The organism is Aquamicrobium sp. (assembly GCF_023954335.1).
Taxonomy (GTDB): Bacteria; Pseudomonadota; Alphaproteobacteria; order Rhizobiales; family Rhizobiaceae; genus Aerobium.
In genome coordinates this window covers 1,823,946-1,845,025 of sequence record NZ_JAMLIE010000001.1, presented here as the reverse complement: position 1 = coordinate 1,845,025, position 21,080 = coordinate 1,823,946, and the positions used below count along the sequence as shown (strand labels likewise).

Annotated in this window: 23 protein-coding genes and 1 tRNA gene; 10 read left to right on the top strand and 14 right to left on the bottom strand. The window is 68.9% G+C overall.

Going from position 1 to position 21,080, the window contains the following annotated elements:
• Positions 1-37 precede the first annotated feature (37 nt).
• Complete coding sequence (locus M9945_RS09190) at positions 38-622, top strand: DUF1214 domain-containing protein (protein WP_367944257.1); 585 nt, start codon at positions 38-40, stop codon at positions 620-622.
• On the top strand, positions 615-1,154 hold the full coding sequence (locus M9945_RS09185) for a DUF1254 domain-containing protein (protein WP_367930525.1): 540 nt from the start codon (positions 615-617) through the stop codon (positions 1,152-1,154). The genes M9945_RS09190 and M9945_RS09185 overlap by 8 nt, the downstream gene beginning before the upstream one ends.
• Positions 1,155-1,167: 13 nt before the next feature.
• Here M9945_RS09185 and M9945_RS09180 read toward each other — a convergent pair whose 3' ends face one another.
• Both M9945_RS09180 and M9945_RS09175 read right to left on the bottom strand, forming a co-directional pair.
• On the bottom strand, positions 1,168-1,356 hold the full coding sequence (locus M9945_RS09180; RefSeq protein WP_367944256.1) for a hypothetical protein: 189 nt from the start codon (positions 1,354-1,356) through the stop codon (positions 1,168-1,170).
• Between the two features lie 114 nt (positions 1,357-1,470).
• Positions 1,471-1,929, bottom strand: coding sequence for a hypothetical protein (locus M9945_RS09175; RefSeq protein WP_367944255.1), 459 nt, complete (start codon positions 1,927-1,929; stop codon positions 1,471-1,473).
• Between the two features lie 216 nt (positions 1,930-2,145).
• Here M9945_RS09175 and M9945_RS09170 point away from each other — a divergent pair, with 216 nt between their 5' ends.
• The gene (locus tag M9945_RS09170) at positions 2,146-3,036 is read left to right on the top strand and encodes a hypothetical protein (protein WP_367944254.1); all 891 of its coding nucleotides are present in this window, start codon (positions 2,146-2,148) and stop codon (positions 3,034-3,036) included.
• Here M9945_RS09170 and M9945_RS09165 read toward each other — a convergent pair.
• The 4 genes from M9945_RS09165 to M9945_RS09150 form a co-directional block, all read right to left on the bottom strand.
• Positions 3,023-3,370: a DUF1491 family protein gene (locus M9945_RS09165; RefSeq protein ID WP_367944253.1), complete on the bottom strand. Its 348-nt coding sequence runs from the start codon at positions 3,368-3,370 to the stop codon at positions 3,023-3,025. The genes M9945_RS09170 and M9945_RS09165 overlap by 14 nt on opposite strands.
• A 7-nt stretch (positions 3,371-3,377) precedes the next feature.
• Entirely contained in the window at positions 3,378-4,208 is an 831-nt protein-coding gene (locus M9945_RS09160; RefSeq protein WP_367944252.1) for a peptidoglycan-binding protein, read from the bottom strand.
• The gene (locus tag M9945_RS09155) at positions 4,180-5,916 is read right to left on the bottom strand and encodes a sensor histidine kinase (RefSeq protein WP_367944251.1); all 1,737 of its coding nucleotides are present in this window, start codon (positions 5,914-5,916) and stop codon (positions 4,180-4,182) included. The genes M9945_RS09160 and M9945_RS09155 overlap by 29 nt, the downstream gene beginning before the upstream one ends.
• A gap of 89 nt (positions 5,917-6,005) precedes the next feature.
• Positions 6,006-6,350: a hypothetical protein gene (locus M9945_RS09150; RefSeq protein ID WP_367944250.1), complete on the bottom strand. Its 345-nt coding sequence runs from the start codon at positions 6,348-6,350 to the stop codon at positions 6,006-6,008.
• A 42-nt stretch (positions 6,351-6,392) separates the two neighbouring features.
• Between M9945_RS09150 and M9945_RS09145 the strand changes: the two genes are divergently transcribed.
• Both M9945_RS09145 and M9945_RS09140 read left to right on the top strand, forming a co-directional pair.
• Complete coding sequence (locus tag M9945_RS09145; RefSeq protein WP_367944249.1) at positions 6,393-6,755, top strand: DUF5330 domain-containing protein; 363 nt, start codon at positions 6,393-6,395, stop codon at positions 6,753-6,755.
• Positions 6,756-6,822: 67 nt separating this feature from the next.
• Positions 6,823-7,257, top strand: coding sequence for a SufE family protein (locus tag M9945_RS09140; RefSeq protein ID WP_367944248.1), 435 nt, complete (start codon positions 6,823-6,825; stop codon positions 7,255-7,257).
• Between the two features lie 314 nt (positions 7,258-7,571).
• Here M9945_RS09140 and M9945_RS09135 read toward each other — a convergent pair whose 3' ends face one another.
• Both M9945_RS09135 and M9945_RS09130 read right to left on the bottom strand, forming a co-directional pair.
• Entirely contained in the window at positions 7,572-8,405 is an 834-nt protein-coding gene (locus tag M9945_RS09135) for a DUF6456 domain-containing protein (protein WP_367944247.1), read from the bottom strand.
• 4 nt (positions 8,406-8,409) lie between these two features.
• Positions 8,410-8,940: a helix-turn-helix domain-containing protein gene (locus M9945_RS09130; protein WP_367944246.1), complete on the bottom strand. Its 531-nt coding sequence runs from the start codon at positions 8,938-8,940 to the stop codon at positions 8,410-8,412.
• Between the two features lie 209 nt (positions 8,941-9,149).
• On the opposite strand from M9945_RS09130, the gene M9945_RS09125 reads away from it, so the two are divergent.
• Positions 9,150-9,443, top strand: coding sequence for a cytoplasmic protein (locus M9945_RS09125; RefSeq protein WP_367944245.1), 294 nt, complete (start codon positions 9,150-9,152; stop codon positions 9,441-9,443).
• Positions 9,444-9,497: 54 nt separating this feature from the next.
• Here M9945_RS09125 and M9945_RS09120 read toward each other — a convergent pair.
• From M9945_RS09120 to betA, 4 genes are all read right to left on the bottom strand, one after another.
• Positions 9,498-9,574, bottom strand: a tRNA-Pro gene (locus M9945_RS09120).
• Between the two features lie 74 nt (positions 9,575-9,648).
• Complete coding sequence (gene betB / locus M9945_RS09115) at positions 9,649-11,115, bottom strand: betaine-aldehyde dehydrogenase (protein ID WP_367944244.1); 1,467 nt, start codon at positions 11,113-11,115, stop codon at positions 9,649-9,651.
• 23 nt (positions 11,116-11,138) lie between these two features.
• Positions 11,139-11,285: a hypothetical protein gene (locus M9945_RS09110; protein ID WP_367930539.1), complete on the bottom strand. Its 147-nt coding sequence runs from the start codon at positions 11,283-11,285 to the stop codon at positions 11,139-11,141.
• Positions 11,286-11,329: 44 nt separating this feature from the next.
• Positions 11,330-12,982 (bottom strand): choline dehydrogenase, encoded by a 1,653-nt coding sequence (betA, locus tag M9945_RS09105; protein WP_367944243.1) that lies wholly within the window; start codon positions 12,980-12,982, stop codon positions 11,330-11,332.
• 219 nt (positions 12,983-13,201) lie between these two features.
• Between betA and M9945_RS09100 the strand changes: the two genes are divergently transcribed.
• From M9945_RS09100 to M9945_RS09090, 3 genes are all read left to right on the top strand, one after another.
• Entirely contained in the window at positions 13,202-14,368 is a 1,167-nt protein-coding gene (locus M9945_RS09100; protein WP_367931260.1) for an acetyl-CoA acetyltransferase, read from the top strand.
• Between the two features lie 7 nt (positions 14,369-14,375).
• The gene (locus tag M9945_RS09095) at positions 14,376-15,119 is read left to right on the top strand and encodes an SDR family NAD(P)-dependent oxidoreductase (protein WP_367944242.1); all 744 of its coding nucleotides are present in this window, start codon (positions 14,376-14,378) and stop codon (positions 15,117-15,119) included.
• Between the two features lie 71 nt (positions 15,120-15,190).
• Positions 15,191-16,195, top strand: a complete 1,005-nt coding sequence (locus M9945_RS09090) for an asparaginase (RefSeq protein WP_367944241.1) — start codon at positions 15,191-15,193, stop codon at positions 16,193-16,195.
• Here the strand turns inward: M9945_RS09090 and M9945_RS09085 are convergent.
• Positions 16,188-17,573 (bottom strand): TIGR03808 family TAT-translocated repetitive protein, encoded by a 1,386-nt coding sequence (locus M9945_RS09085; RefSeq protein ID WP_367944240.1) that lies wholly within the window; start codon positions 17,571-17,573, stop codon positions 16,188-16,190. The genes M9945_RS09090 and M9945_RS09085 overlap by 8 nt on opposite strands.
• Before the next feature lie 209 nt (positions 17,574-17,782).
• A complete protein-coding gene (locus tag M9945_RS09080; RefSeq protein ID WP_367944239.1) occupies positions 17,783-19,177 on the bottom strand; it encodes a methylmalonyl-CoA mutase family protein in 1,395 nt (464 codons plus the stop codon).
• Between the two features lie 227 nt (positions 19,178-19,404).
• Between M9945_RS09080 and M9945_RS09075 the strand changes: the two genes are divergently transcribed.
• Positions 19,405-21,009 (top strand): helicase HerA-like C-terminal domain-containing protein, encoded by a 1,605-nt coding sequence (locus M9945_RS09075; RefSeq protein ID WP_367944238.1) that lies wholly within the window; start codon positions 19,405-19,407, stop codon positions 21,007-21,009.
• Positions 21,010-21,080: the final 71 nt, after the last annotated feature.

The following is a 21,080-nucleotide window of genomic DNA, read 5'->3' as shown; positions in this document are numbered from 1 at the left end:
TTCCCGCCCGCCGGCCGCCAGAGACACCGACGCACCGATGCTCAAATCCGTCATCCTCACGGCCATCGCGCTGGGCATCGCCCTTGTCGGCGGGGCGGGCAGCGTCTGGCTGGCGCTGGAGCGGGATTTCGGCTTCGGAACCGTCACCATCGGCAACTGGGTCGCCTTCCCCGACCATGGCACGCCGCAGGCCGATCCCTATTCGCGCGCACGCTTCTCGCGCGAGGCGGATCTCGCCCTCGGCCGCGCCGAGGGGCTGGTCTTCACCGCCCGCCGCGACGCCGGCGGCGAGCCCCTCCTGCGCGAGTGCAGCTATGTGATCGAGGGCAACCTGCCGCCGGCGCGGTTCTGGACGCTCTCGGCGCGCGACGGCGACAACGCCGTCATCGGCATCGAGGGCGGCCGCTCGCCCGCTCTCCACTCCCTTGCCCTGCTGCGCCGCCCCGACGACACGGTCGCGGTGGCGGTGTCCGGCCGCCCGGCGCCCGGCAACTGGCTCGCCCTCGACGGTGCCGGCCCGTTCTCGCTGGTGCTGACGCTCTACGACACCGCCATCGCCTCGAGCGCGCGCATCGCCGAGGTCGAGCTGCCCCACATCGTCCGCGAGGGCTGCGATGGCTAGGCTCGTCTACGCCCTCGCCCTCGGCCTCGTCGGCGCGGGCATCGTCCACATCATCGTGCTTCTGCTGGTGCCTACCTATTCGGAGCGAGACGCGTGGTCGGTCCTGTCCCAGCACGCGAATTTCTATCGGCCGGTGCGTCTCGATCCGCCCGGTGCGCCGCCGCTCATCGGCTCGCTCGATCCGCTGGTCGACGCCGTCGCCTGCCGCTTCGACCTCAACGACGGCGTCACGCAGGTCCACAGCGACGAGACCGTCCCCTACTGGTCCGTCTCGATCCACGACCGGACCGGCCTCAACATCTATTCGCTGAACGACACGTCCTCGGCGCAAGGCCGGTTCGACTTCGTCATCGCCACGCCCGCCCAGATGATCGCGCTGCGCAACGCCATGCCGCCGGAGCTGGAGGATTCCATCTTCATCGAGGCCGACGTCGCCGAGGGCATCGTGGTGGTGCGCACCTTTGCGCCCGACGAGACGTGGGAGCCGGCGATCTCGTCCTGGCTGCGCGGCGTCGACTGCACCCTTCACTGAGAGGCGAGGAACCCTATCGCGCCTTGTTCTTGCGGCCGCGCCGTTCGCCGCTCGCCGCGCGCGGGGGATCGTGCCTGTCGGTCTCGTCGCGATGCTCGTAGCGCACGCCGGGAAAGATGATGATCGCCGCCACACCGCCCGGCGCGGAGTTGTTGCGCGCGTTGGGCCGCGTGCGGATCACGAAAGGAAGTATGGTAGCCATAACTGCGCTCGTTTCAGGTTGCGATCGGAGCAGGACACTACGCCTCCACCCACCATATGGCGCAGCATAGAGTTAACAGGACGTTTATTTCCGCAGACCAATCTTATCCGGCGGCTAGCCGCACGGCATCATCTGCACCGCAACCGAGTCGCCCTCGAAATTGCCGAGGACGCTGAATCCCTGGCTGGCGTAGGTCTCGCCGTCGCGCTCGATCTCCACGACGACGTTCTTGCTGCCCTTCAGCTCATCCCAGATCGCCGCGCTTTCCCGCGCGATCACGGCGACGTTGCCGCCATCCGGGACCGTCGCCGCGTCTATTTCCCGTATCCGGCCGTTATCGATGCGCAGCAGCATCGTGACCTCGACCATGGGTTCGAGGTCCATGGGCTTGCCGTCTTCGGAATAGGCCAGCATGACGAGAGGCGGTTCGCCGAACGGGCAACTCGCCATGAACTGCGTGTCCTCGTCGAGGATGTGCAGCCCGCTCATGTCTTCGAAGTCGATGGTGAACATGCGCCCCGTCGAGTCGGGCACGGTGAAGACAAGTTGCAGAAAGAGAAGCCCCAGGATCATGCGCCACCCGCCTTCCGACATTCCCGGCACAGGTTAAGTGCTCCCCGCGGCGGCGGCAACAGCAAAGCCCGGCCCTGACCGATCGGGAACACGGGCCAACATCCTTAACAGCACGTTAGCGAATTCATTCTAGATTGAACCGATCAAGGCCGGCCCGGCCGTTCCGGGCGGGAGCGTGTTCGTGAGTCAGGCGTTTTCGTGTTTCGATCCGGTTTTTTGAACGCATCCTCCTATCGTGCCGCCGGAAAAGCCGACCGGCTGCTGCGCGCCGCCGTCACCTCCTTCTGCGCCACCGCGCGCCCGACACGGCGCGACGCCGCCCAGCTCGACGACCTCTCCGTGCCGCTCATCGGCTCGGTTTCCGACGAGACGCTACGTTTCGCCGCCGCCGCCCTTTCCGAGACGCCTTACGCCCCGCCGGCGCTGATCCGCCGCCTCGCCGACCTGCCGGTCGAGATCTCGGCGCCGCTGCTTATGCGCTCGCCGGTTCTTACCCCCATCGACCTTCTCGCCCTCATCGCGCGCCACGGCGCGCCGCACGCGCGGGCGATCGCCGGCCGCCCCGGCCTCGACAGGCGCATCCTGCTGCTGATCCGCACGCTCGACATTGCCGGGGAAGGCGTGAAGCCGGCGTCCGCCGACGAGGCGCGCACCACCCTGCGCACCATGATGCGCCCCGCCGAAGACACCACGCCCAAGGAAGCTGCGGAGCCGGCCCCCATCCGCATCCGCTGGGAGGGCGAGCCGGGCGTCTATCGCAAGCTGCGCTCGGCCGCGCTGGTCGGCGCGCCGATCGTGTTCCACACCGCGCTGGCCGGCGCGCTCGGCATCGACACCGCCGAGGCCGCCGCCATGGTCGAGGACGTCGATCCCGCGCGCCTCATCGTCGCCCTGCGCGCGCTCGGGCTGGGCGCGGAGGAGGCATTCCTCGTCATCCAGTGCCTGCGCCCGGTGCGCGCGCGCCGCGACGTCGCGAATTTCCTCAACGCGTGGGAAGCCGTGTCGCGGGAAGATGCCGCGCGCGTCGCCGCCGGCTGGCGCGAGCCCTCCCCGCACGCGGAACCGGCGAACGAGACGTGGGGCCCGCGAAACCTCAGGGCGTCGTGACGGAAACCAGCTCCGCGAAGGCCGCGTCATCGACCTCGAGCTCGACGATCCACAGATCGGGATCGAAGCGCGTCTCTCGCTCTATGCGTTTCTGCGCTTCTTCGTCCCCGTCTGCATGGAGAAGCTCGGTGAACATCCGCTCCTCGGGCCGCGCCTCGTCATAGCTCGCCTGCGCCGCCGGCGCGTAGAGCCGCACGTCGCCCATCCGCCCGCGCCGCACGATCATCACCGCCCCGGCCTCGGCCGCGCCTCGCCGCTCGACAGCCGCGAAGCCGCCGCCGGAGAAGGCGCGGCGCAGCAGCGAGGAAACCCACAGTTCGGTGGTGACGCGCATGGGCGGGTCAGTCGGTCAGGCCGATGTCGCGCATCTTGGCGTAAAGCGCTTCGTCCGGCTGGCCGGTCTCAGGCAGTCCGAACAACGACTGGAATTCGAGGATGGCGGTGCGGGTGCGCGAACCGACGACCCCGTCGATCTCGATGCCGTCGTTGCCGAAGGCCCTCAGGCCCGCCTGGATGCGCAGCACCATCGTGTCGCCGCGCGGCGGCGCCGACGAGGTCTCGATCATGTCCGTCCCCGGCGAGCCCTGCGGCAGCGGCGGCGCGCCGGCCGCGCTGCGCGGCTTCGCGCCGAGCTGGGCGATCAGGTTATCGTCGATCTCGGCCGAGGCCGACAGGCCGACCATCTTGCGGTAGGCCTCGATGGCCGAGCGGGTCTGCGGCCCGGTCAGCCCGTCCACCTTGCCGGAATAGAGGTTGAGGCCGGATAGGATGCGCTGCACGTCCTCGACCACCGGGTCGCCCTTCGGCGCGGGCAGCGCGGCGGTCTCGACCGGCACGGCATCCGGCGTCTCGCGGGCGTTGAGCTTCTCGCGCTCGATGCGGATGATGGTCTCGACGGCGGCCGCATCGACCTCGGCGTCAGGCTGCGCCATCCTGTCCTGCTGCGGCATCGGCGCCGTGACCGAGCGGGTGGCGAAGAACGGCCCCGAATGGGCGTGCGGCTGATACCACATCGCGTTGGCCGCGACATAGGAGAAGACGACGGCGAAGGCCGTCAGGCTTCCCACCGCCCGTCGATTCTCGATGAGGAACCCTGCCAGCCCGCCGGTCTCGTCGTCGAAGTCGCCTGCCGGCCGCCGGCTGTCACGCAATCTTGCGGAGCGCGGTGCCATATCGTTCTTCCCCTGTCTCGTCTGCTTCGTCGTCCTGCGCGGTCCCGTCGCCCTGCGGGTCGGCGGCCGGCAGGCCGACCGTGACCGTGGTGCCGAGGCCCGGCGCGCTTTCGATGCTCATCGTGCCGCCATGCAGCTTCACCAGCCCCTTGACGAGGGAGAGGCCGAGCCCCGTTCCCTGGAACTGGCGCGTATAGTCGTTCTGGACCTGCGTGAACGGCGTGCCCAGCCGGGCGAGGTCGTCGCCGGCGATGCCGATTCCCGTGTCGTTGACGAAGATGCGCACCATGCCCGCCCTGCACGAGGCGTTGACGTTGACCTGCCCGCCCTTGGGCGTGAACTTCACCGCGTTCGACAGGAGGTTGAGCAGGATCTGCTGCACCGCCCGCCGGTCGCCCAGCACCTGTCCCAATCCATGCGGCAGATTTGCGGCGAGCGTGACGCCGCGCTCCTGCGCCTGCGGCTCCAGCATGGCGCGACACAGCTCGACCGCGTTTTTCAGGTCGAACGGCTCGACGGTGATCGGATACGACCCCGCCTCGATCTTCGACACGTCGAGGATGGCGTTCACCACCGAAAGCAGATGGTTGCCGGCATCGCGGATCAGGCCGACATGCTCCGACTGCTTGGTCGTCAGCTCGCCGGAAATCTCGCGATGCAGGAGCATGTCGGAGAAGCCGATGATCGCGTTGAGCGGCGTGCGCAGCTCGTGGCTCACCGTCGCCAGGAAACGGCCCTTGGAGATTTCCGCCGAATCGATCTTCTCGCCGGCACGCGCCACGCGCTCGCGCAGCTCGGCCTTCTCGCGACCGTCGCGGAGAATAGCCGCCACAGCGCCGACGCCTACCGGCGCCATCTCGATCTCGAAAGGATGATGGACGCTGCCGCCCTCGCCGGCCGGCAGCCTGATCCGCGCCTCGCAGCGCGCGGGCCGGCCCTCGTCGCGCGCCTGCGAGGCCGCGCACAGGAAAGCCACCCGGTCGGCGACATGGATGCGCTCGAACAGGCCGTTGCCGAGCAAGAGCTCCGGCTCGACGCCGAAGATGCGTGCCGCCTGCGCCGAGGCGTTCTCGACCTCGCCGTTGCGCGACAGCCGCACCACGACCGCGTCGAGTCCGCTTTCCGGAATCGTCCTCTCGGCAGCCTCCGGCGCGGCGACGGCCGCGTCACTCAAACCGCCGCGCAGCGCCAGAGTCGCGCCGTAAAGCGCCGGCGCGATCCACAGCCAGGCCGAGACCGCGGCACCGGCCGGGGCGGACACCGACGCGACCGCCACCACGGCGGCAACCGCCATCAGAGAAGCCACGACGGTCTCGCGCCGCGAGCGGGAGACCCACCATGTTTCGAGGGGAATTGCCGCGATCAGCATGGCAACAGGCGACGCCATGCCGCCGGACATCGCCGCCACCGAGCCGGCCAGCACGGTCGCCCCGCCCAGCGCCACCCATTGCGCGACACGCGCGCGGCCGCGGGCGACAACGGAAAGGGCGATCAGCCAGCTCGCCCCGAACAGGGCGCACAGCATGGCGAGAACCCCGGAAACACCCCAGAAGGGCCACGCCGCCTGCGCGACGGCGGCCGAAACGACGAAGGGACCGGCAAGCAGGACGCCGAGCAGCCGGCGCTGGCGCGCCCTGTCCTCGCCCGTCACGCCGGGGTGGACGAGGCGTTCGAACCCCGCCGCCACGCCGGCGGCCCAGCCGTTCAATGTCCCTGTCCGTGCACCCAACTCAACGCACCTTCACGCCGCCCGCCTTTGCGGGCCGAACTCTTTGTCCGGACCCTCGCACCGGGGATTTAAGGAATGAATAAACGCGGCGCGCCGAAGGGCGGCCGCAGCCCTCCGCCGGGGGTTTTTCCCCGCTCCGGCACCGGATAATTCCACTCATGGTAAACGGACGGTAACGGCGATTCCTGCCCGCCGCGCCGCGTGCCGCGACGGACCGCGGAAACGCGGCAGCGCCAATCTCCCCGTATTTTCAATATCTTGCGAAATACGAGGCCCGCCGGCATCATCCTGCTGCATTTGCCGCGAACTTTAGCCAGGTTGGAAACGCTAAAATTTGAATCGAATTCGACGACAATGCGAATCGGCGCGGCAAGCCGTCCTTTGCCTGTCCGTTGTATGGTCGGTTCGCTCACGGAAAGGGGCAAGGTCTCCGTGGGGCAACAGAGGGTGTGGAAATGGGATTCCTTATCAAGTCCGCGTTCTGGCTGTCGCTGGTGCTGCTCATCATTCCGTTCGGCGGCACGAACGGCAATGGCGAGCCGACCGTCGGGGCGCTCGAGACCTTCTTCGCCGCCCGCGCCGTCATCGACGACGTGTCGGGCCTGTGCGAGCGCCGCCCAGAAGCCTGCGAGGTCGGGCGCTCTGCCGTCCACACCATCGGCGTGCGGGCGCGCGAAGGCGCGCGCATCGCCTACGACATGCTGGACGACAAGTTCGGCGAGCAGCCGGCGCAGATCACCGCCGCCGGCGAGAGCGAGCCGCTGCACACCGGCTCCGTGCCGGTTCCCACCGCCCGCGAGCGGGCGGTTCAGGAGTAACCGCGGCGGCCGCGAGCGGGCGGTTCAGGAGTGACAGCGGCGGCCCTCTGCCCTATATCCTTGCCGCATGAGCGCGACGATCGACAGCATCCGCGAGGACTTCTCCTTCCTTGACGACTGGGAGGACCGCTACCGCTACATCATCGAGCTGGGCGCCGGCCTTTCCCCCTATCCGGAAGAGGCGCGCGACGACGCGCACAAGGTCCCCGGTTGCGTCAGCCAGGTCTGGCTCCACACCAGCCGCGGCGCGGGCGGCGATCCGGTCATCACCTTCCTCGGCGATTCCGACGCCCATATCGTGCGCGGGCTCGTGGCCATCGTGCTGGCGCTGTTTTCCGGGCGCAGGGCCTCCGAGATCCTCGCCACCGACGCCGAAACCGTCCTGCGCGAATTCGGCCTCGACGAGCACTTGACCCCGCAGCGAGCCAACGGCCTGCGCTCGATGATCCAGCGCATCCGCCGCGAGGCCGAGAACGCATCGGCATCTGCCGCGACGGCCTGAGCCCCCTCCCGCCGTATAGCTAAGGCCGGTCGCGTCTTGCCCGCTCCGGATGCGCGCGATCTTCGAGCGCCTGCGCCGCCCCTCATCCGCCCTTCGGGCACCTTCTCCCCGTGAACGGGGAGAAGGAATGCCGGCCGCGCCGCCACATCCTCTTTGCCACGCTTGCGATTGGCGAAAGCATGGATGGCAGTTCGCTTCTCCCCGTTCACGGCCAGAAGGTGGCGGCAGCCGGATGAGGGGCAGTGCAAGCGGTGCCAGTGATGCGCATAAGGCGCGACACGCTTTAGGATTTTCGCCCTGCGCTTTGCTCCCCGTCAAGACTGCCGGATTGACGGCCGATAATCCTCCGCCCCCCAGTGCAGGATCGCTGGACGCGCCGAGCGGCCGTCTTTTCCGCCCCGGCCGGGATCGTAGTGGCGCGCCAGCGCACCGAGCGCCGATTTCAGCACCACCTTGGCCGAGCGCGCCGGCCAGCCGCGCTCACTTTCCACCTGCTCGACACCCTTCAGGAAGCAGCATATGTCGATGAGGACGCCCGCAAGCTCCGGCCCGACCGCCTCGATCGCTGCCTCGACCCGCCTGCGCGCGGCAAGGGCGGCGTCCGTCAGGTCGGCGATGCCGCCGCCCTCGCCGCGCCGCCGCCCGGCCGAGCCGGCCGCGTCCCAGTTGACGCCGAGGCGCGGCATCATCTGTCCCCTCGTATAGTCCGCCCGCAGCCGCTCGCCGGCGCGGAACTCGCGCGCGTCGATGAACGGCTTGCCGTCCTTGCCCTTGCGCCTATGCAGGAGCCCCAGCGGCGATTCCGACCAGTTGACGGTGACGGTGTCGTAGCCATCGCGGGTCTCGATAACGGTGTGTCCCGGCTCGCGGGGTGCGGCCAGCAACGGCTCGCTTCGCTCGACGGCACCATGGTGCAGCGCCGCCCGGCCCGCCGCCGCCAGGGCCAGCGCCTGCCCGTGCCGCGCCGCCATGCCGCGCTCTTCCAGCGCGGCGAGCAGAGCCGCATCGACCGCCATCGTCCCCTTCTCGCCGCGCTCGAGCAGCCACAGCCCCGGCGCGGCCGCCGGCCTCAGGCGCGCCTCGCCCCCGGCGAGGAAACGCAACACGCGCACGCCGGCGCGGCCTGGCTCTGTCACCCTGTCCGTCATGCCGTCAGTCCTGCGCGCGCTTGCCGAAGGCCACCGCGATGACCTGCTCGACCCGCGCGACGATGTCGTCGAACTCCTCATCCTCGCGCAGATCCTCGATCTGGTGGCAGGCGTGGAGCACGGTGGTGCGGTCGCGGCCGAATCCCAGCCCGACCTCGCCCATGGTGAAGCCGAGCCGCACATGCGCCGCATACATGGCGATCTGGCGCACCCTGCTCACCGCGAGCGTCGAGCGGCGGGGGCTGCGCAAATCCTTGCCCGACACGTTGAACAATATGGCGGCGATGTCGATGACGCCCTCGCAGGCGGCGAGAACATGGTCGCGCGCTGCGTCGGGCGACGCCGCCGCGGCGGCCGGCACAGCCCGCGGACGGGATTTCCCCACGCCGCCGGACCGGCCCGAGCCGGAATCCGCCCGGCCGTCGGTTCCATTCCCGCCTTTTTCGGCGTCGGCGCGAAGCTGCCCGTCACGCCGGGCCGGGTCCTTCTCCTCGCCGGATCGGGCTCCCCGCCATTTCACCTTCGCTGCACGCACCTGCGCCCCCGTTATTCATAGGAATATCTTCTTATATCAGGGATGCCGTTGAAAGTGAACAAATAGAGAACTGATTACTCGGGAGAATTTCCCTTCCTGTTGATTCCGCGTCTGTTTTCCCCACCGTCCCCATCGCGCCCGCCAGGCTTTGTCCACGCCCGCCCGCCAGCCCGGAAGATTGCCGGGCACTTTCCGCAGCGGAGCATTCGATGGCTGGACTTGATGACGAAACGCGCGCCTTCTCGGCGCGGAAGCGGCGCGAGACGGAGGAGGCGCGGCAGGCCGTCGCCTTCTTCCTCGCCTGCGGCGTCGACCTCGCGGAAGCGCTCGCCGCCGCGCCGCAGGAGAAGGACCGCCTGCGCCGCCGGCTCGCCCGCCTCGTCGAGCGCGAGCGCCTGCGCGGCCTCAGGCGGCACTGGAGCTACGACCTGAACCGCCACATCGCCCTGATGCAGGCCCTGAAGCGGCTTCGCGCGCAGCCGGGTTGCGCCCGCATTGCATGAGCAGGAGCCGGCAAGGCGATGGATTTTCAGGGTTTTCGGGATTTTATAAAATGTTGGTCGGAGTGAGAGGATTCGAACCTCCGACCCCCTCGTCCCGAACGAGGTGCGCTACCAGGCTGCGCTACACTCCGCGACCGACAGGGCGGGCTTATAGCGCCCGCATGCCCTGCCCGCAAGTGTCGAAGACGACGAAAAGCGATAAAGATCAGTAGGGGCTGTCGACGTCGCCCGTCTCGACATAGACCGACTTCAACTGGGAATAATGCGCCAGAGCGGCGAGCGAATTTTCCCGTCCGACGCCCGACTGCCGGAAGCCGCCGAAGGGAAGCTCGACGGGCGCCAGATTGTAGTGGTTGATCCAGCAGCTTCCCGCTTTCAGCTCCGCGATCACCCGGTGGGCGCGCGGCAGGTTGAGCGTGAACACCCCGGCCGACAGGCCGAACTCGGTGTCGTTGGCGCGCTCGATCGCCTCGCCCTCCTCGCGGAAGGTGAGGACGCTCATCACCGGGCCGAAGATTTCCTCGCGGGCGATGCGCATGTCGTCGCGCACCCCGGTGAAGATGGTCGGCTCGATGAAGAACCCGCCCTCGAAGCCCTGCAGCTGCGGCTCGCCGCCGCCATGGTGGAGCCGCGCCCCCTCCTCCTGGCCGATGGCGATATAGCTTCTCACCTTGTCGAGCTGCGCCCGGTTGATCAGCGGTCCCATCTGGGTCGCCGGGTCGAGCGGATCGCCGATCCTGATCCTCGCCGTGCGTTCGGTCAGCCGTTCGAGGAAGCGGTCATAAATACCTTCCTGCACGAAGACGCGGGTGCCGTTCGAGCAGACCTGCCCGGTCGAATAGAAATTGGCCAGCATCGCCCCGCCGACGGCGTTCTCGACATCGGCGTCGTCGAAGACGATCAGCGGCGACTTGCCGCCGAGCTCCATCGTCGCGTGCTTCATCCGCGCGCCGGCCTCGGCCAGCACCTTGCGGCCCGTCGGCACCGAGCCGGTCAGCGACACCTTGGCGACCTCGGGGTGCGTGACGAGCGCCGATCCGACCTCGCCGAAACCCTGCACCACGTTGAACAGGCCGTCCGGCAGCCCGGCCTCGGTGTAGATCTCGGCCAGCGCCAGCGCCGAGAGCGGCGTGTTCTCCGACGGCTTGAACACCATGGCGTTGCCCATGGCGAGCGCCGGGGCCGATTTCCAGCCCACGCCCTGGATCGGATAGTTCCAGGCGCCGATGCCGACGCACACGCCGAGCGGCTCGCGCCTTGTATAGGCGAACGGCCCGCCGCCGAAATCGACATAGTCGCCGTGGAAGGCGGCGACCGCGCCGCCGAAGAACTCCAGCGCCTCGGCGGCGCTGGCCGGGTCGGCGACCTCGGTTTCCTGCACCGGCTTGCCGGTGTCCAGCGTCTCCAGCCGGGCGAGCTCGTCGTTGCGGGCGCGCAGGATGTCGGCGGCGCGGCGCAGGATGCGGCCGCGCTCGGCCGGGCGCACGCGCGCCCACTCGTCCTGCGCGGCGCGCGCGGCCTCCACCGCCAGCTCGACGATGTTGGGCGTGGCGGCATGAAGCCTGGCGATCGCCTCGCCGGTGGCCGGGTAGATGACCTCCAGCGGCCGGCCCTGCTCGTCATCGACGTACCGGCCGTTGATGTAGTGCGATGCCTTTGGCTGGGCTTTCATGCCGCGTCTCCTTGCCGGGGGTCTCAGTTCTCCTGGATCGAGATGCCGGATTCGTTGAGCCTGATCTCGACGCCGGACGGCTTCGACTGCTCTTGGAAAATATAGATGCCGAGGCCGATGACGACGACGATCAGCGCGCCGATAAGGATGTAGAGCTGGTTCTGCTTCATGTGCCATTTTCTCCGAAGGGGGCTTCCGGTCTCTCCGGTCTAGCTCAACGGTCGGATTCCCGCCAGTTGGGATTGATCCACGGCTCCAGATTGGACGGGGTCAGCGGCTTGCGGCCGAGAATGTGGTCGGCCGCCTTCTCGCCGGTCATGATCGACGGCGCGTTGAGGTTGCCGTTGGTGATGCGCGGGAAGATCGACGAATCGGCGACGCGCAGCCCCTCGACCCCAATCACCCGGCATTCGGGGTCGACCACCGCTTCCCGGTCGTCCCTGCCGCCCATCCGGCAGGTGCCGCAGGGGTGGTAGGCGCTTTCCGCATGCGCCCTGATGAAATCATCGAGCTGCGCATCGGTCTCGACATCCGTGCCGGGCGAGATCTCGCGCCCGCGATAGAGGTCGAAGGCCGGCTGGCCGAAGATCTCGCGCGTCAGCCGGATGCAGTGGCGGAAATCGGCCCAGTCGTCGGGATGCGACATGTAGTTGAAGCGAATGACGGGCCGCTCCCACGGGTCGGCCGAGCGCAGCGTCACCGCACCGCGCGATTTCGAGCGCATCGGCCCGACATGCGCCTGGAAGCCGTGCGCCTTGGCCGCCGCCTTGCCGTCGTAGCGGATGGCGACGGGGATGAAATGGTACTGGATGTCGGGATAGTCGACCCCGGCGCGCGAGCGCACGAAGGCCGCGGCCTCGAAATGGTTCGAGGCCCCCAGCCCCGTCTTGAAGAACAGCCACTCGGCCCCGATCCGCGCCTTCCAGAACAGGCCGAGCTTGGAATAGAGCGTGATCGGCTGGAGCGATTCCTGCTGGATGTACAGCTCCATATGGTCCTGGAGGTTCTGCCCCACCCCCGGCCGGTCGGCGACGACCTCGATGCCGTGTTCCTTCAGATGCGCCGCCGGGCCGATGCCCGACAGCATCAGCAGCTTCGGCGAGTTGATCGACGAGGCGGCGACGATCACCTCGCGCCTTGCCCTGACGACGCGCACCCGGCCCCGCGTCTCGACCTCGACGCCGACGGCCCGTCCGTTCTCGATGACGACGCGGCGGGCGAAACCCTTGACCAGCCCGACATTGCCCCGCCTGAGCGCCGGGCGCAGATAGGCGTTGGCCACCGACCAGCGCCTTCCGTTGTGGATGGTCTGCTCCATCGGGCCGAAGCCTTCCTGCTTCGCGCCGTTATAGTCGCGCGTCGTCTGGAAGCCCGCCTGCCGGCCGGCCTCGACGAACGCCGCGTAGAGCGGGTTCTGCTGCGGGCCGCGCCGGACATGGAGCGGCCCGTCCGTGCCGCGCCAGCCCTCCTCGCCACCGGCGGCGTTCTCCATGCGCCGGAAGTAGGGCAGCACGTCGGCGAAGGACCACCCGGTCGCGCCTTGCTCGGCCCAGTGGTCGAAATCGCGGGCATGGCCGCGCACATAGACCATGCCGTTGACCGAGGAGGAGCCGCCCAGCACCTTGCCGCGCGGCGTCGCCAGCACCCGCCCGCCCAGATGCGGCTCCGGCTCGGTCACGAACCGCCAGTCGTAGCGGCGCATGTTCATCGGGTAGGACAGCGCGGCCGGCATCTGGATGAACGGGCCGTAGTCGGTGCCGCCATATTCGATCACCGCGACCGTGTTCTTCCCGCCTTCCGAAAGACGATACGCCATCGCCGACCCGGCCGAGCCCGAGCCGACGATCACGAAATCCGCCTCTGTCATCGTTCCCGCCCTCCGCGCGCGCATGCCCCGGATATACTATTCCATCCGGTGCCTAGCGCCCCTCATACCGTCATGCCAAGCCGCAATCCGTCACGGCCGGCCAGCGGCCGGCCATTCGCCGCTTTACTGCGCTGCACAACAAGTTCATAATTGAACAATAATCGGCCGCGCGAGCGAGACGCGGCTGTGCTATTCTTCAAGCCGAGGGAGAGAGACAAAATGACCGCTTGCATCGTGGGATGGGCGCATACGCCGTTCGGAAAGCTGGCCGACGAGACCGTCGAGAGCCTGATCGTCAAGGTGGCGACGCAAGCGCTCGACCATGCCGGCATCGGCCCCGACGCGGTCGACGAGATCGTGCTCGGCCACTTCAACGCCGGCTTCTCGGCCCAGGATTTCACCGCCAGCCTCGTGCTCCAGGCCGATGACCGCCTGCGCTTCAAGCCGGCGACGCGCGTGGAAAACGCGTGCGCCACCGGCTCGGCCGCCGTGCGCCAGGGCATCCGCGCCATCGATGCCAACGCCGCGCGCGTGGTGCTGGTCGTCGGCGTCGAGCAGATGACGACGACGCCCGGCCCGCAGATCGGCGAGAACCTCCTCAAGGCGTCCTACCTGCCGGAAGACGGCGACACGCCGGCCGGCTTCGCCGGCGTCTTCGGCAAGATCGCCGCCGCCTATTTCCAGCGCCACGGCGACCAGTCGGACGCGCTGGCCTATATCGCGGCCAAGAACCACAAGAACGGCGTCGAGAACCCCTACGCCCAGATGCGCAAGGATTTCGGCTACGAGTTCTGCCGCAACGAGAGCGAGAAGAACCCGTTCGTCGCCGGCCCGCTGAAGCGCACCGACTGCTCGCTGGTCTCCGACGGCGCCGCCGCCATCGTCCTCGCCGATACGCGGACCGCGCTCGGCATGCGCCGCGCCATCGCCTTCCGCGCCAACGAGCATGTGCAGGACTTCCTGCCGATGTCGAAGCGCGACATCCTGCTGTTCGACGGCTGCGAGGAAGCATGGGGCCGCGCGCTGAAGAACGCCGGCGTCACGCTCGACGACCTTTCCTTCGTCGAGACGCATGACTGCTTCACCATCGCCGAGCTGATCGAGTACGAGGCGATGGGGTTGGCGAAGCGTGGCGAGGGCGCGAAGGTCGCGCTGGAAGGCCAGACGCAGAAGGGCGGCCGCCTGCCGGTCAATCCTTCCGGCGGCCTCAAGGCCAAGGGCCATCCCATCGGCGCCACCGGCGTTTCCATGCATGTCCTCTCCGCCATGCAGCTCGCCGGCGAGGCCGGCGGCATCCAGGTCGAGGGCGCCAAGCTCGGCGGCGTCTTCAACATGGGCGGCGCGGCCGTCGCCAACTACGTGTCGATTCTCGAACGGATCAAATAGGAGCGGCATGAAGCCATCCGCCATCGTCACCGGAGGCGCTTCCGGCATCGGCCTCGCCGCTGTCGAATGGCTCCTCGATGATGGCTGGCCCGTCGCCATCCTCGACACGAACCGCGAGGCCCTTGCGTCGGCCGAGGATATGCTGGCCGGCGAGAACGCCATCTTCCTCTTCGCCGACCCGACCGACGAAGACGAGATCGCCGACACGTTCGATCAGGCTGTCGACGCGCTCGGCCCGCTCGGCGGCCTCGTCAACGCCGGCGGCGCGTATTGCGACCTGCCGGCGATGGAAACCGGCGTCGAGCTGCTGCGGCAGGTGCTCGACGCCAATCTCGTCGCCGCCTTCACGGTGGCGAAAGCGGCGGTGGAGCGCATGGGCGACGCGCTGTCCATCGTCAATGTCGCCTCCGTCTCCGGCCTGCGTGCCAGCCACGGCCTTCTCGCCTACGGCGCGTCGAAGACCGGGCTCAAGCTGGTCTCTGAAGTGCTGGCGCTGGAGCTCGCCCCGCGCGACGTGCGGGTCAACCTCATTGCGCACGGCCCGCTCGACACCGACGCAGCGCGTGCCGGCGAGGAAACCCGCCGCCGTTGGCTGGAGCGCGTGCCGCAGGGGCGCTGTGGCGAGCCGGACGAGGTGGCGGCCGCGATCGCCTTCCTGCTCTCGCCGACCGCCAGCTATATCACCGGCCAGACGCTCGCCGTCGACGGAGGCTTCATGGCCGCCGGCCTGATGCGATCCGATCCGCGATAGGTCGCCGCGATAGGCTTTGCATCCGCCCGCGCGCCCGGCTATGCCGATCCCATCGTTCGGCAGAGGATGTCATGGCAAACCCGGTTCTGGTTGAGGTGCTGCGCGGCGGCACGGTCGAAAGCCGCCATCGCGGCGCGGTCGCGGTGGTCGACGGCGACGGCACGCCCGTGCTTGTCCTCGGCGACGTCGAGCGCCCGGTTTTCCCGCGCTCGGCGGTGAAGGCGATCCAGGCGCTGCCGCTCGTCGAATCCGGCGCGGCCGACGCCTACGGCTTCGGCCAGCGCGAGCTGGCGCTGGCTTGCGCCTCCCATTCGGGCGAGACCGAGCACGCCGCGCTCGCCGCCGCCATGCTGGCGAAAGCCGGGCTCGACCAGGACGCGCTCGAATGCGGCGCGCATTGGCCGACGCGGCAGGAAGCCGCGCTCGACCTCGCCGCTGCCGGCAAGACCCCCTCGCCTCTCCACAACAACTGCTCGGGCAAGCATGCCGGCTTCCTCTGCACCTGCCGCCACGCCGGCCTCGACCATCGCGGTTATGTCGCGGCAAGCCACGGCGCGCAGGAGGCGGTGCGCGACGCCATGGAGGGAGTGACCGGGGCGGCGCACGCGGTGTCCGCCTGCGGCACCGATGGCTGCTCGATCCCCACCTATGCCGTGCCGCTGAAAAACCTCGCCCACGGCTTCGCCCGCATGGCGACGGGCACCGGCCTCGCCCCCGCCCGTGCGACGGCGGCGCGGCGGCTCATCGAGGCCTGCATGGCCGAGCCCTTCCTTGTCGCCGGCACAGACCGGCTCGACACGCGGCTGATGCGCGCGGCGGGCGGGCGCGTCATGGTCAAGGTCGGCGCGGAAGGCGTCTATTGCGGTGCGGTGCCGGAGCTCGGCCTCGGCATCGCGCTGAGATGCGACGACGGCGCGGCCCGCGCCGCCGAGGTGGCGGTCGCCGCCGTCCTGCAAAAACTGCTGGCAAGCGATCCCGGCCTTTCGGCGACGATGGGCGAAATGGCCCGTCCCGTCCTCAAGAACTGGAACGGCATCGAGGTCGGTGCGCTCAGGCCGGCGGAACCACTCAACTGACGAGGTTCTTCTCGACCCGCAAATGGCGGAAATTGCCGCCGTCGCCCGCCGCGAGGTCGCCGGTGGCGGCGTCGAGCCAGCGATAGCCGACGACCGCGCGCTCCGCCCCGTCGATGACGTTGTCGGCGATGATAACCGAGCCCGCGCCCTCGACCACAGACACCGCAAAGCCCTCGCGCGAGGCGCGCACGACGTTGCCGGTGGCAGTGACGTTGCGCAGGAACGGCCCCCAGCCGATCAGGAACCCGTAGCGCGGCGCGCCCTCGACGACGTTGCCGGTCAGCGCCGCGTCGGCCTCTACCGAAATGCCGGTGCCGAAGGCGGCGGTCACGTCCGGAAAGTAAGGCTCGTAAGGCGGGCGATCGACAAGATTGCGCACGACGTTGCCGGTGCAGGCGGCGAGCCGGCCGCCCTGATCGAGATTGACGAGCGAGATGCCGTTGGCCGCGCCGTCGACCAGGTTGGACGACACCACCGCCCCCTCGAAGGCGAATTCGGAATAGATCGCCGTCTCGCCCGAGCGCAGGCACTGGTTGCCGAGGATCTGCACGTTGTCGGCGCTGTTGGCGCGCACGGCCGAGAAGGCGCAATCGGCGATGTGGTTGTTGGAAACGATGACGTTGCCGGCGCGGAAGATGTTGATGCCGTTGCCGTACTGCCCGGTGCCGCCGCTTCTGGCGCCGATGCGCTCGATGCGGTTGCCGCTGACCAGCGAGCCGTCGCCGGCCTTCTGCCAGCGGTGGACGAGGATGCCGCCCTCGCCGCAGTCGCGCACGCTGTTGCCGGATATCTGCATCTGTCCCGCCTCGACACAATAAAGGCCGTAGGCGGCGGCGCCCGCAATGGTCGAGCGTTCAACGCGGCCCGACACGCGCTCCAGCGCGACGCCAGAGCCGCCGCTGCCGATCACCTCGCAGCGATCCATGGTGAAGGCCTCGACCCGGCGCATCTCGACCAGCGCCTGCGCCTCGGCGCCCAGCGGGCGGTTGGCGCCGTCGAAGATCAGGCCGGAAAGGTCGATCGTCGCCGCGTCCTCGGCCGCGAACAGATAGCCGTCGCCGCTGTAGATGATGCGGCTCGCGCCCGGAATGCCGGCGAGCCTGACGTTGCGCGGCAGGCGAATGTTCGACACGACGTAATTGCCCGGCGGCAGGAACACCGGCGCGTCGCGCTCGGCCGCCTTGTCCAGCATCCGGCGGAAGGCGCGGCTCTGGTCGTCGAGCGCGTCGGGCCAGATACCGAACTCGGAGGCATCGATCGAGCCGCGGATCGCCGCCGTCACGGTCAGGTCCGCCAGCGGCTGCGCGGCGGCCGGGCGTGATGCGGCCCCGCCGGCGACAAGGCCGAGCGCGGAAGCGATCAGGCTGCGTCTGTTCATTTTCGGCACAACTCCCTGCGGTCCGCAGGAAGCGAAGCACGTCGCATGCCACGAGGAGAAACGAGGCGGGAGACGCCGGCGCGGCGGCCGGCGGAAAGGGTGGGCTTAGAGCATTTTGCAGTCAGACGGAATCGTCTCGCGTCGCATAAATGCGGCTAGGAAAAGAAGCTGGAGCAGCGGAAGCAGCGTTCGCCGGAACGCCCGCTGCTCTAGCCCTCGCCCAGCATCTCGTCGAACCGGATCGCCGGCAGCCTTTCGCAGAACACCACGCCTTCCGGCGAGGGTTCGCGCCGCTGCGCGGCCGGCACGATCACGGCCGGAGCCTCGCCGGCCTCGTCGGCGACGCGGCGCGGTTCCTCGCGCATCCGCTCCAGCCGCAACGCCCGTGTCTCGGCGATCCGCCGCTGGACATGGCCGGCGGCGAGGCTGGCCAGCAGCCCGCCCTCTGCCTCGATCTGCCGGAACTCCTCCCACGCCGCCTCGCACAGCGAAGCGGCGAGGATGTCGAGCTCCTCCGAGACGGCCGAAGGACTGCCGAGGAAGGACAGGTGCGTCTCGTCGGCGAGCACGAGCTGCGCGTTGCGCGCCACCCGCCGCGCCCGCTCCTCGGGCAGGCCGCAGGGCAGCGTGTGCGGCAGGACGCTGATCGTGTCGGCGCCGCCGGCGGCGGCGGCGAAGGCGGCGAGCGCGGTGCGCAGCACGTTGGTGTCGAGATCGCGCGCGCCCAGCATCCGCCACGACGTCTCGGCGTGGATCTTGGCCTGGATGGGCGGAATGGCGCAGATTTCCTGCACCTTCGCCCACAGGCGCCGCAGGGCTCGCAGCTTGGCGACCGACAGGAACTGGTTCTGGTCGACGGCGAGCGCGAAGCCGATATGCGGCGCGGCGTAGACTAGCGGCTGGCGCGCCTCCTGGAACATGCGCAGGTGAGACACGGCCGAGGCCAGCATGACGCCGAGCTCCTGCGCCTCGGTGCCGCCGGCATTGTGGACGAGGCGCCCGTCGGCCTCGAGCAGCACCGCCGGGATGCCCATGGCGAAGAAATGGGCGAGCGATTGCGGCATGGAGGCGTGAAGCGCCTTGATCGACATGCGCAGCGCGCCGGTTCCGGCGAAGATCGCCGCCGGGTCGATGCCGAAGGACAGGCTGATGCGCTCGAGATCGATCTTGCGCCGACGCATCAGCTCGATCAGCCAGTCGACGGAGGCGCGGCTCGCCGGATGGGCATCGATGCGCAGATAGACCTGGTCGAGCGGGATGTGATGAAGCGCGGCGGCGAGCGCCTCGGGCTTCGCCGGCAGGCCGTAGCCGAAGGCGTTGGGCGCGTCCTGGAAGATGATCGCGAGGCCCGTCGCGCCCTGCGCGACGTCGTCCTGCGCCTGGTGGTTCGCCCGGCGCGCGTCGATGTCGTCGACCCGCTGCACGATCGTCCATGCCGCGCCCGGATGCGCGTCGACCGCGCTTTCCGAGCCGTTCTGGCGCAGCTTCTCGAACTGGAGATCGGCATAGGACGGCGACAGCGGCGCGCCCGTCCTCGACGATTCGAGCCACTGGGAACGGCCGATCGGCGCGAAACTGCCGGTGCTGATGATCGCCGCTTCCATGTCTTCTCCCGTGCGTGCCCGGACGCAGAAGAATCCAGGGCAACACTCGCCCGGCAAGATAGGGTCGCAAGAACAGCCCTGCAATGCAGCATGGGCCGATTGGCGCCCCTGCCGGACCGATTCATTCCTCGTGTGTTCATTCGGCAACGGCTTCCCTTGCGCGACGCGCATTGGCAGAGGCAAGCGCGCTGGCTATACCGGCATCCGGACAGGATCGGAGACGACAGATGTGGGATCAGCAGCAAAGCGCCCTTTTCCTCGGGGCGAGCCGCAAGCCGGACGACAGCTACCAGAAGGCGGAAGAGCTGCTGCTGAAATTCGCCAACCGCCACGGCATCGTCACCGGCGCGACCGGCACCGGCAAGACGGTGACGCTGCAGATCCTCGCCGAGGGCTTCTCCAGCGCCGGCGTGCCGGTGTTCTGCGCCGACATCAAGGGTGATCTCGCCGGCATCTCGATGATGGGCGAGGCCAAGGATTTCCTCCTGAAGCGCGCCGAGACCATCAGACTCGACCCTTACGAGTTCGCCGAGTTCCCGGTCATCTTCTGGGACCTGTTTGGCGAGCAGGGCCACCCGATCCGCGCCACCGTGTCGGAGATGGGCCCGCTGCTCCTGTCGCGGCTGATGAACCTGTCGGAAGCGCAGGAAGGCGTGCTCAACATCGCCTTCCGCATCGCCGACGAGGAAGGGCTGCTGCTTCTCGACATGAAGGACCTTCAGGCGATGCTGGCCAACATGGCCGAGCGGGCGCAGGAGATCGGCGCGCGCTACGGCAACGTCTCGCGCCAGTCGGTCGGCGCGATCCAGCGCCAGCTCCTCGTGCTGGAGCAACAGGGCGGCGACAATTTCTTCGGCGAGCCGGCGCTCAAGATCGCCGACCTGATGCGCACGACGCGCGACGGGCGCGGGGCGATCAACGTGCTGGCCGCCGACAAGTTGATGAGCAGCCCGCGCCTCTACGCCACCTTCCTCTTGTGGCTCCTGTCCGAGCTGTTCGAGGAATTGCCCGAGGTCGGCGACCCGGACAAGCCGAAGCTCGTCTTCTTCTTCGACGAGGCGCATCTCCTGTTCAACGAGGCGCCGCGCGCGCTTCTCGAACGCGTCGAGCAGGTGGTGCGGCTGATCCGCTCCAAGGGCGTCGGCGTCTATTTCGTCACCCAGAACCCGCTCGACGTGCCGGAAACGGTGCTCGCGCAGCTCGGCAACCGCATCCAGCACGCGCTGCGCGCCTATACGCCGCGCGAGCAGAAGGCGGTGAAGACGGCGGCAGACACCTTCCGTCCCAACCCCGACTTCGACTGCGCCACCGCCATCACCCAGCTCGGCACCGGCGAGGCGCTGGTCTCGACCTTGCAGGAGAAGGGCATTCCCTCGATGGTCGAGCGCACGTTGATCCGCCCGCCCTCGGCGCGCATGGGCCCGGTGACGCCGGAGGAGCGCAAGACGGTGATGGGCCTCAGCCCCGTCGCCGGCCAGTATGACGAGACGGTCGACCGTGAATCCGCCTACGAGATCCTCCAGAAGCGGGCCGAGGAAGCGGCGAAGGCCAAGGAGGACGACGACCGCCGCGCGCAGGAGGACAAGGAGCGCCAGCGCAACGGGCGGCAGGGCGACCGGCGCGCCGGCTCGGACTCCGGCTCCGGCTGGACCCTCCCCGACTTCGACGGCGGCGGCAGCCGGCAAGCCCCGCGCCGCGCACCGACGCGCAGCAGCGGCCGCCAGCGCCAGAGCGTCACCGAGACCGCGATCAAGTCGATAGTCCGCACCGTCGGCTCGACCCTCGGCCGCGAGCTGGTGCGCGGGATTCTGGGCAGCCTGCGGAAGAGATAGCGGCCGTATGCGAGTGCCGATGCCGTGCAGTCGTTCTTGCTGCGGCTTCGGGAATCCCGCGACGACCGTTG

Coding starts and splice junctions, on each gene's coding strand:
- M9945_RS09190 (WP_367944257.1), top strand. CDS start 38: ATGCTCAAATCCGTCATCCTCACGGCCATCGCGCTGGGCATCGCCCTT.
- M9945_RS09185 (WP_367930525.1), top strand. CDS start 615: ATGGCTAGGCTCGTCTACGCCCTCGCCCTCGGCCTCGTCGGCGCGGGC.
- M9945_RS09180 (WP_367944256.1), bottom strand. CDS start 1,356: ATGGCTACCATACTTCCTTTCGTGATCCGCACGCGGCCCAACGCGCGC.
- M9945_RS09175 (WP_367944255.1), bottom strand. CDS start 1,929: ATGATCCTGGGGCTTCTCTTTCTGCAACTTGTCTTCACCGTGCCCGAC.
- M9945_RS09165 (WP_367944253.1), bottom strand. CDS start 3,370: ATGCGCGTCACCACCGAACTGTGGGTTTCCTCGCTGCTGCGCCGCGCC.
- M9945_RS09160 (WP_367944252.1), bottom strand. CDS start 4,208: ATGGCACCGCGCTCCGCAAGATTGCGTGACAGCCGGCGGCCGGCAGGC.
- M9945_RS09145 (WP_367944249.1), top strand. CDS start 6,393: ATGGGATTCCTTATCAAGTCCGCGTTCTGGCTGTCGCTGGTGCTGCTC.
- M9945_RS09140 (WP_367944248.1), top strand. CDS start 6,823: ATGAGCGCGACGATCGACAGCATCCGCGAGGACTTCTCCTTCCTTGAC.
- M9945_RS09135 (WP_367944247.1), bottom strand. CDS start 8,405: ATGACGGACAGGGTGACAGAGCCAGGCCGCGCCGGCGTGCGCGTGTTG.
- M9945_RS09125 (WP_367944245.1), top strand. CDS start 9,150: ATGGCTGGACTTGATGACGAAACGCGCGCCTTCTCGGCGCGGAAGCGG.
- betB (WP_367944244.1), bottom strand. CDS start 11,115: ATGAAAGCCCAGCCAAAGGCATCGCACTACATCAACGGCCGGTACGTC.
- M9945_RS09110 (WP_367930539.1), bottom strand. CDS start 11,285: ATGAAGCAGAACCAGCTCTACATCCTTATCGGCGCGCTGATCGTCGTC.
- betA (WP_367944243.1), bottom strand. CDS start 12,982: ATGACAGAGGCGGATTTCGTGATCGTCGGCTCGGGCTCGGCCGGGTCG.
- M9945_RS09100 (WP_367931260.1), top strand. CDS start 13,202: ATGACCGCTTGCATCGTGGGATGGGCGCATACGCCGTTCGGAAAGCTG.
- M9945_RS09095 (WP_367944242.1), top strand. CDS start 14,376: ATGAAGCCATCCGCCATCGTCACCGGAGGCGCTTCCGGCATCGGCCTC.
- M9945_RS09090 (WP_367944241.1), top strand. CDS start 15,191: ATGGCAAACCCGGTTCTGGTTGAGGTGCTGCGCGGCGGCACGGTCGAA.
- M9945_RS09085 (WP_367944240.1), bottom strand. CDS start 17,573: ATGAACAGACGCAGCCTGATCGCTTCCGCGCTCGGCCTTGTCGCCGGC.
- M9945_RS09080 (WP_367944239.1), bottom strand. CDS start 19,177: ATGGAAGCGGCGATCATCAGCACCGGCAGTTTCGCGCCGATCGGCCGT.
- M9945_RS09075 (WP_367944238.1), top strand. CDS start 19,405: ATGTGGGATCAGCAGCAAAGCGCCCTTTTCCTCGGGGCGAGCCGCAAG.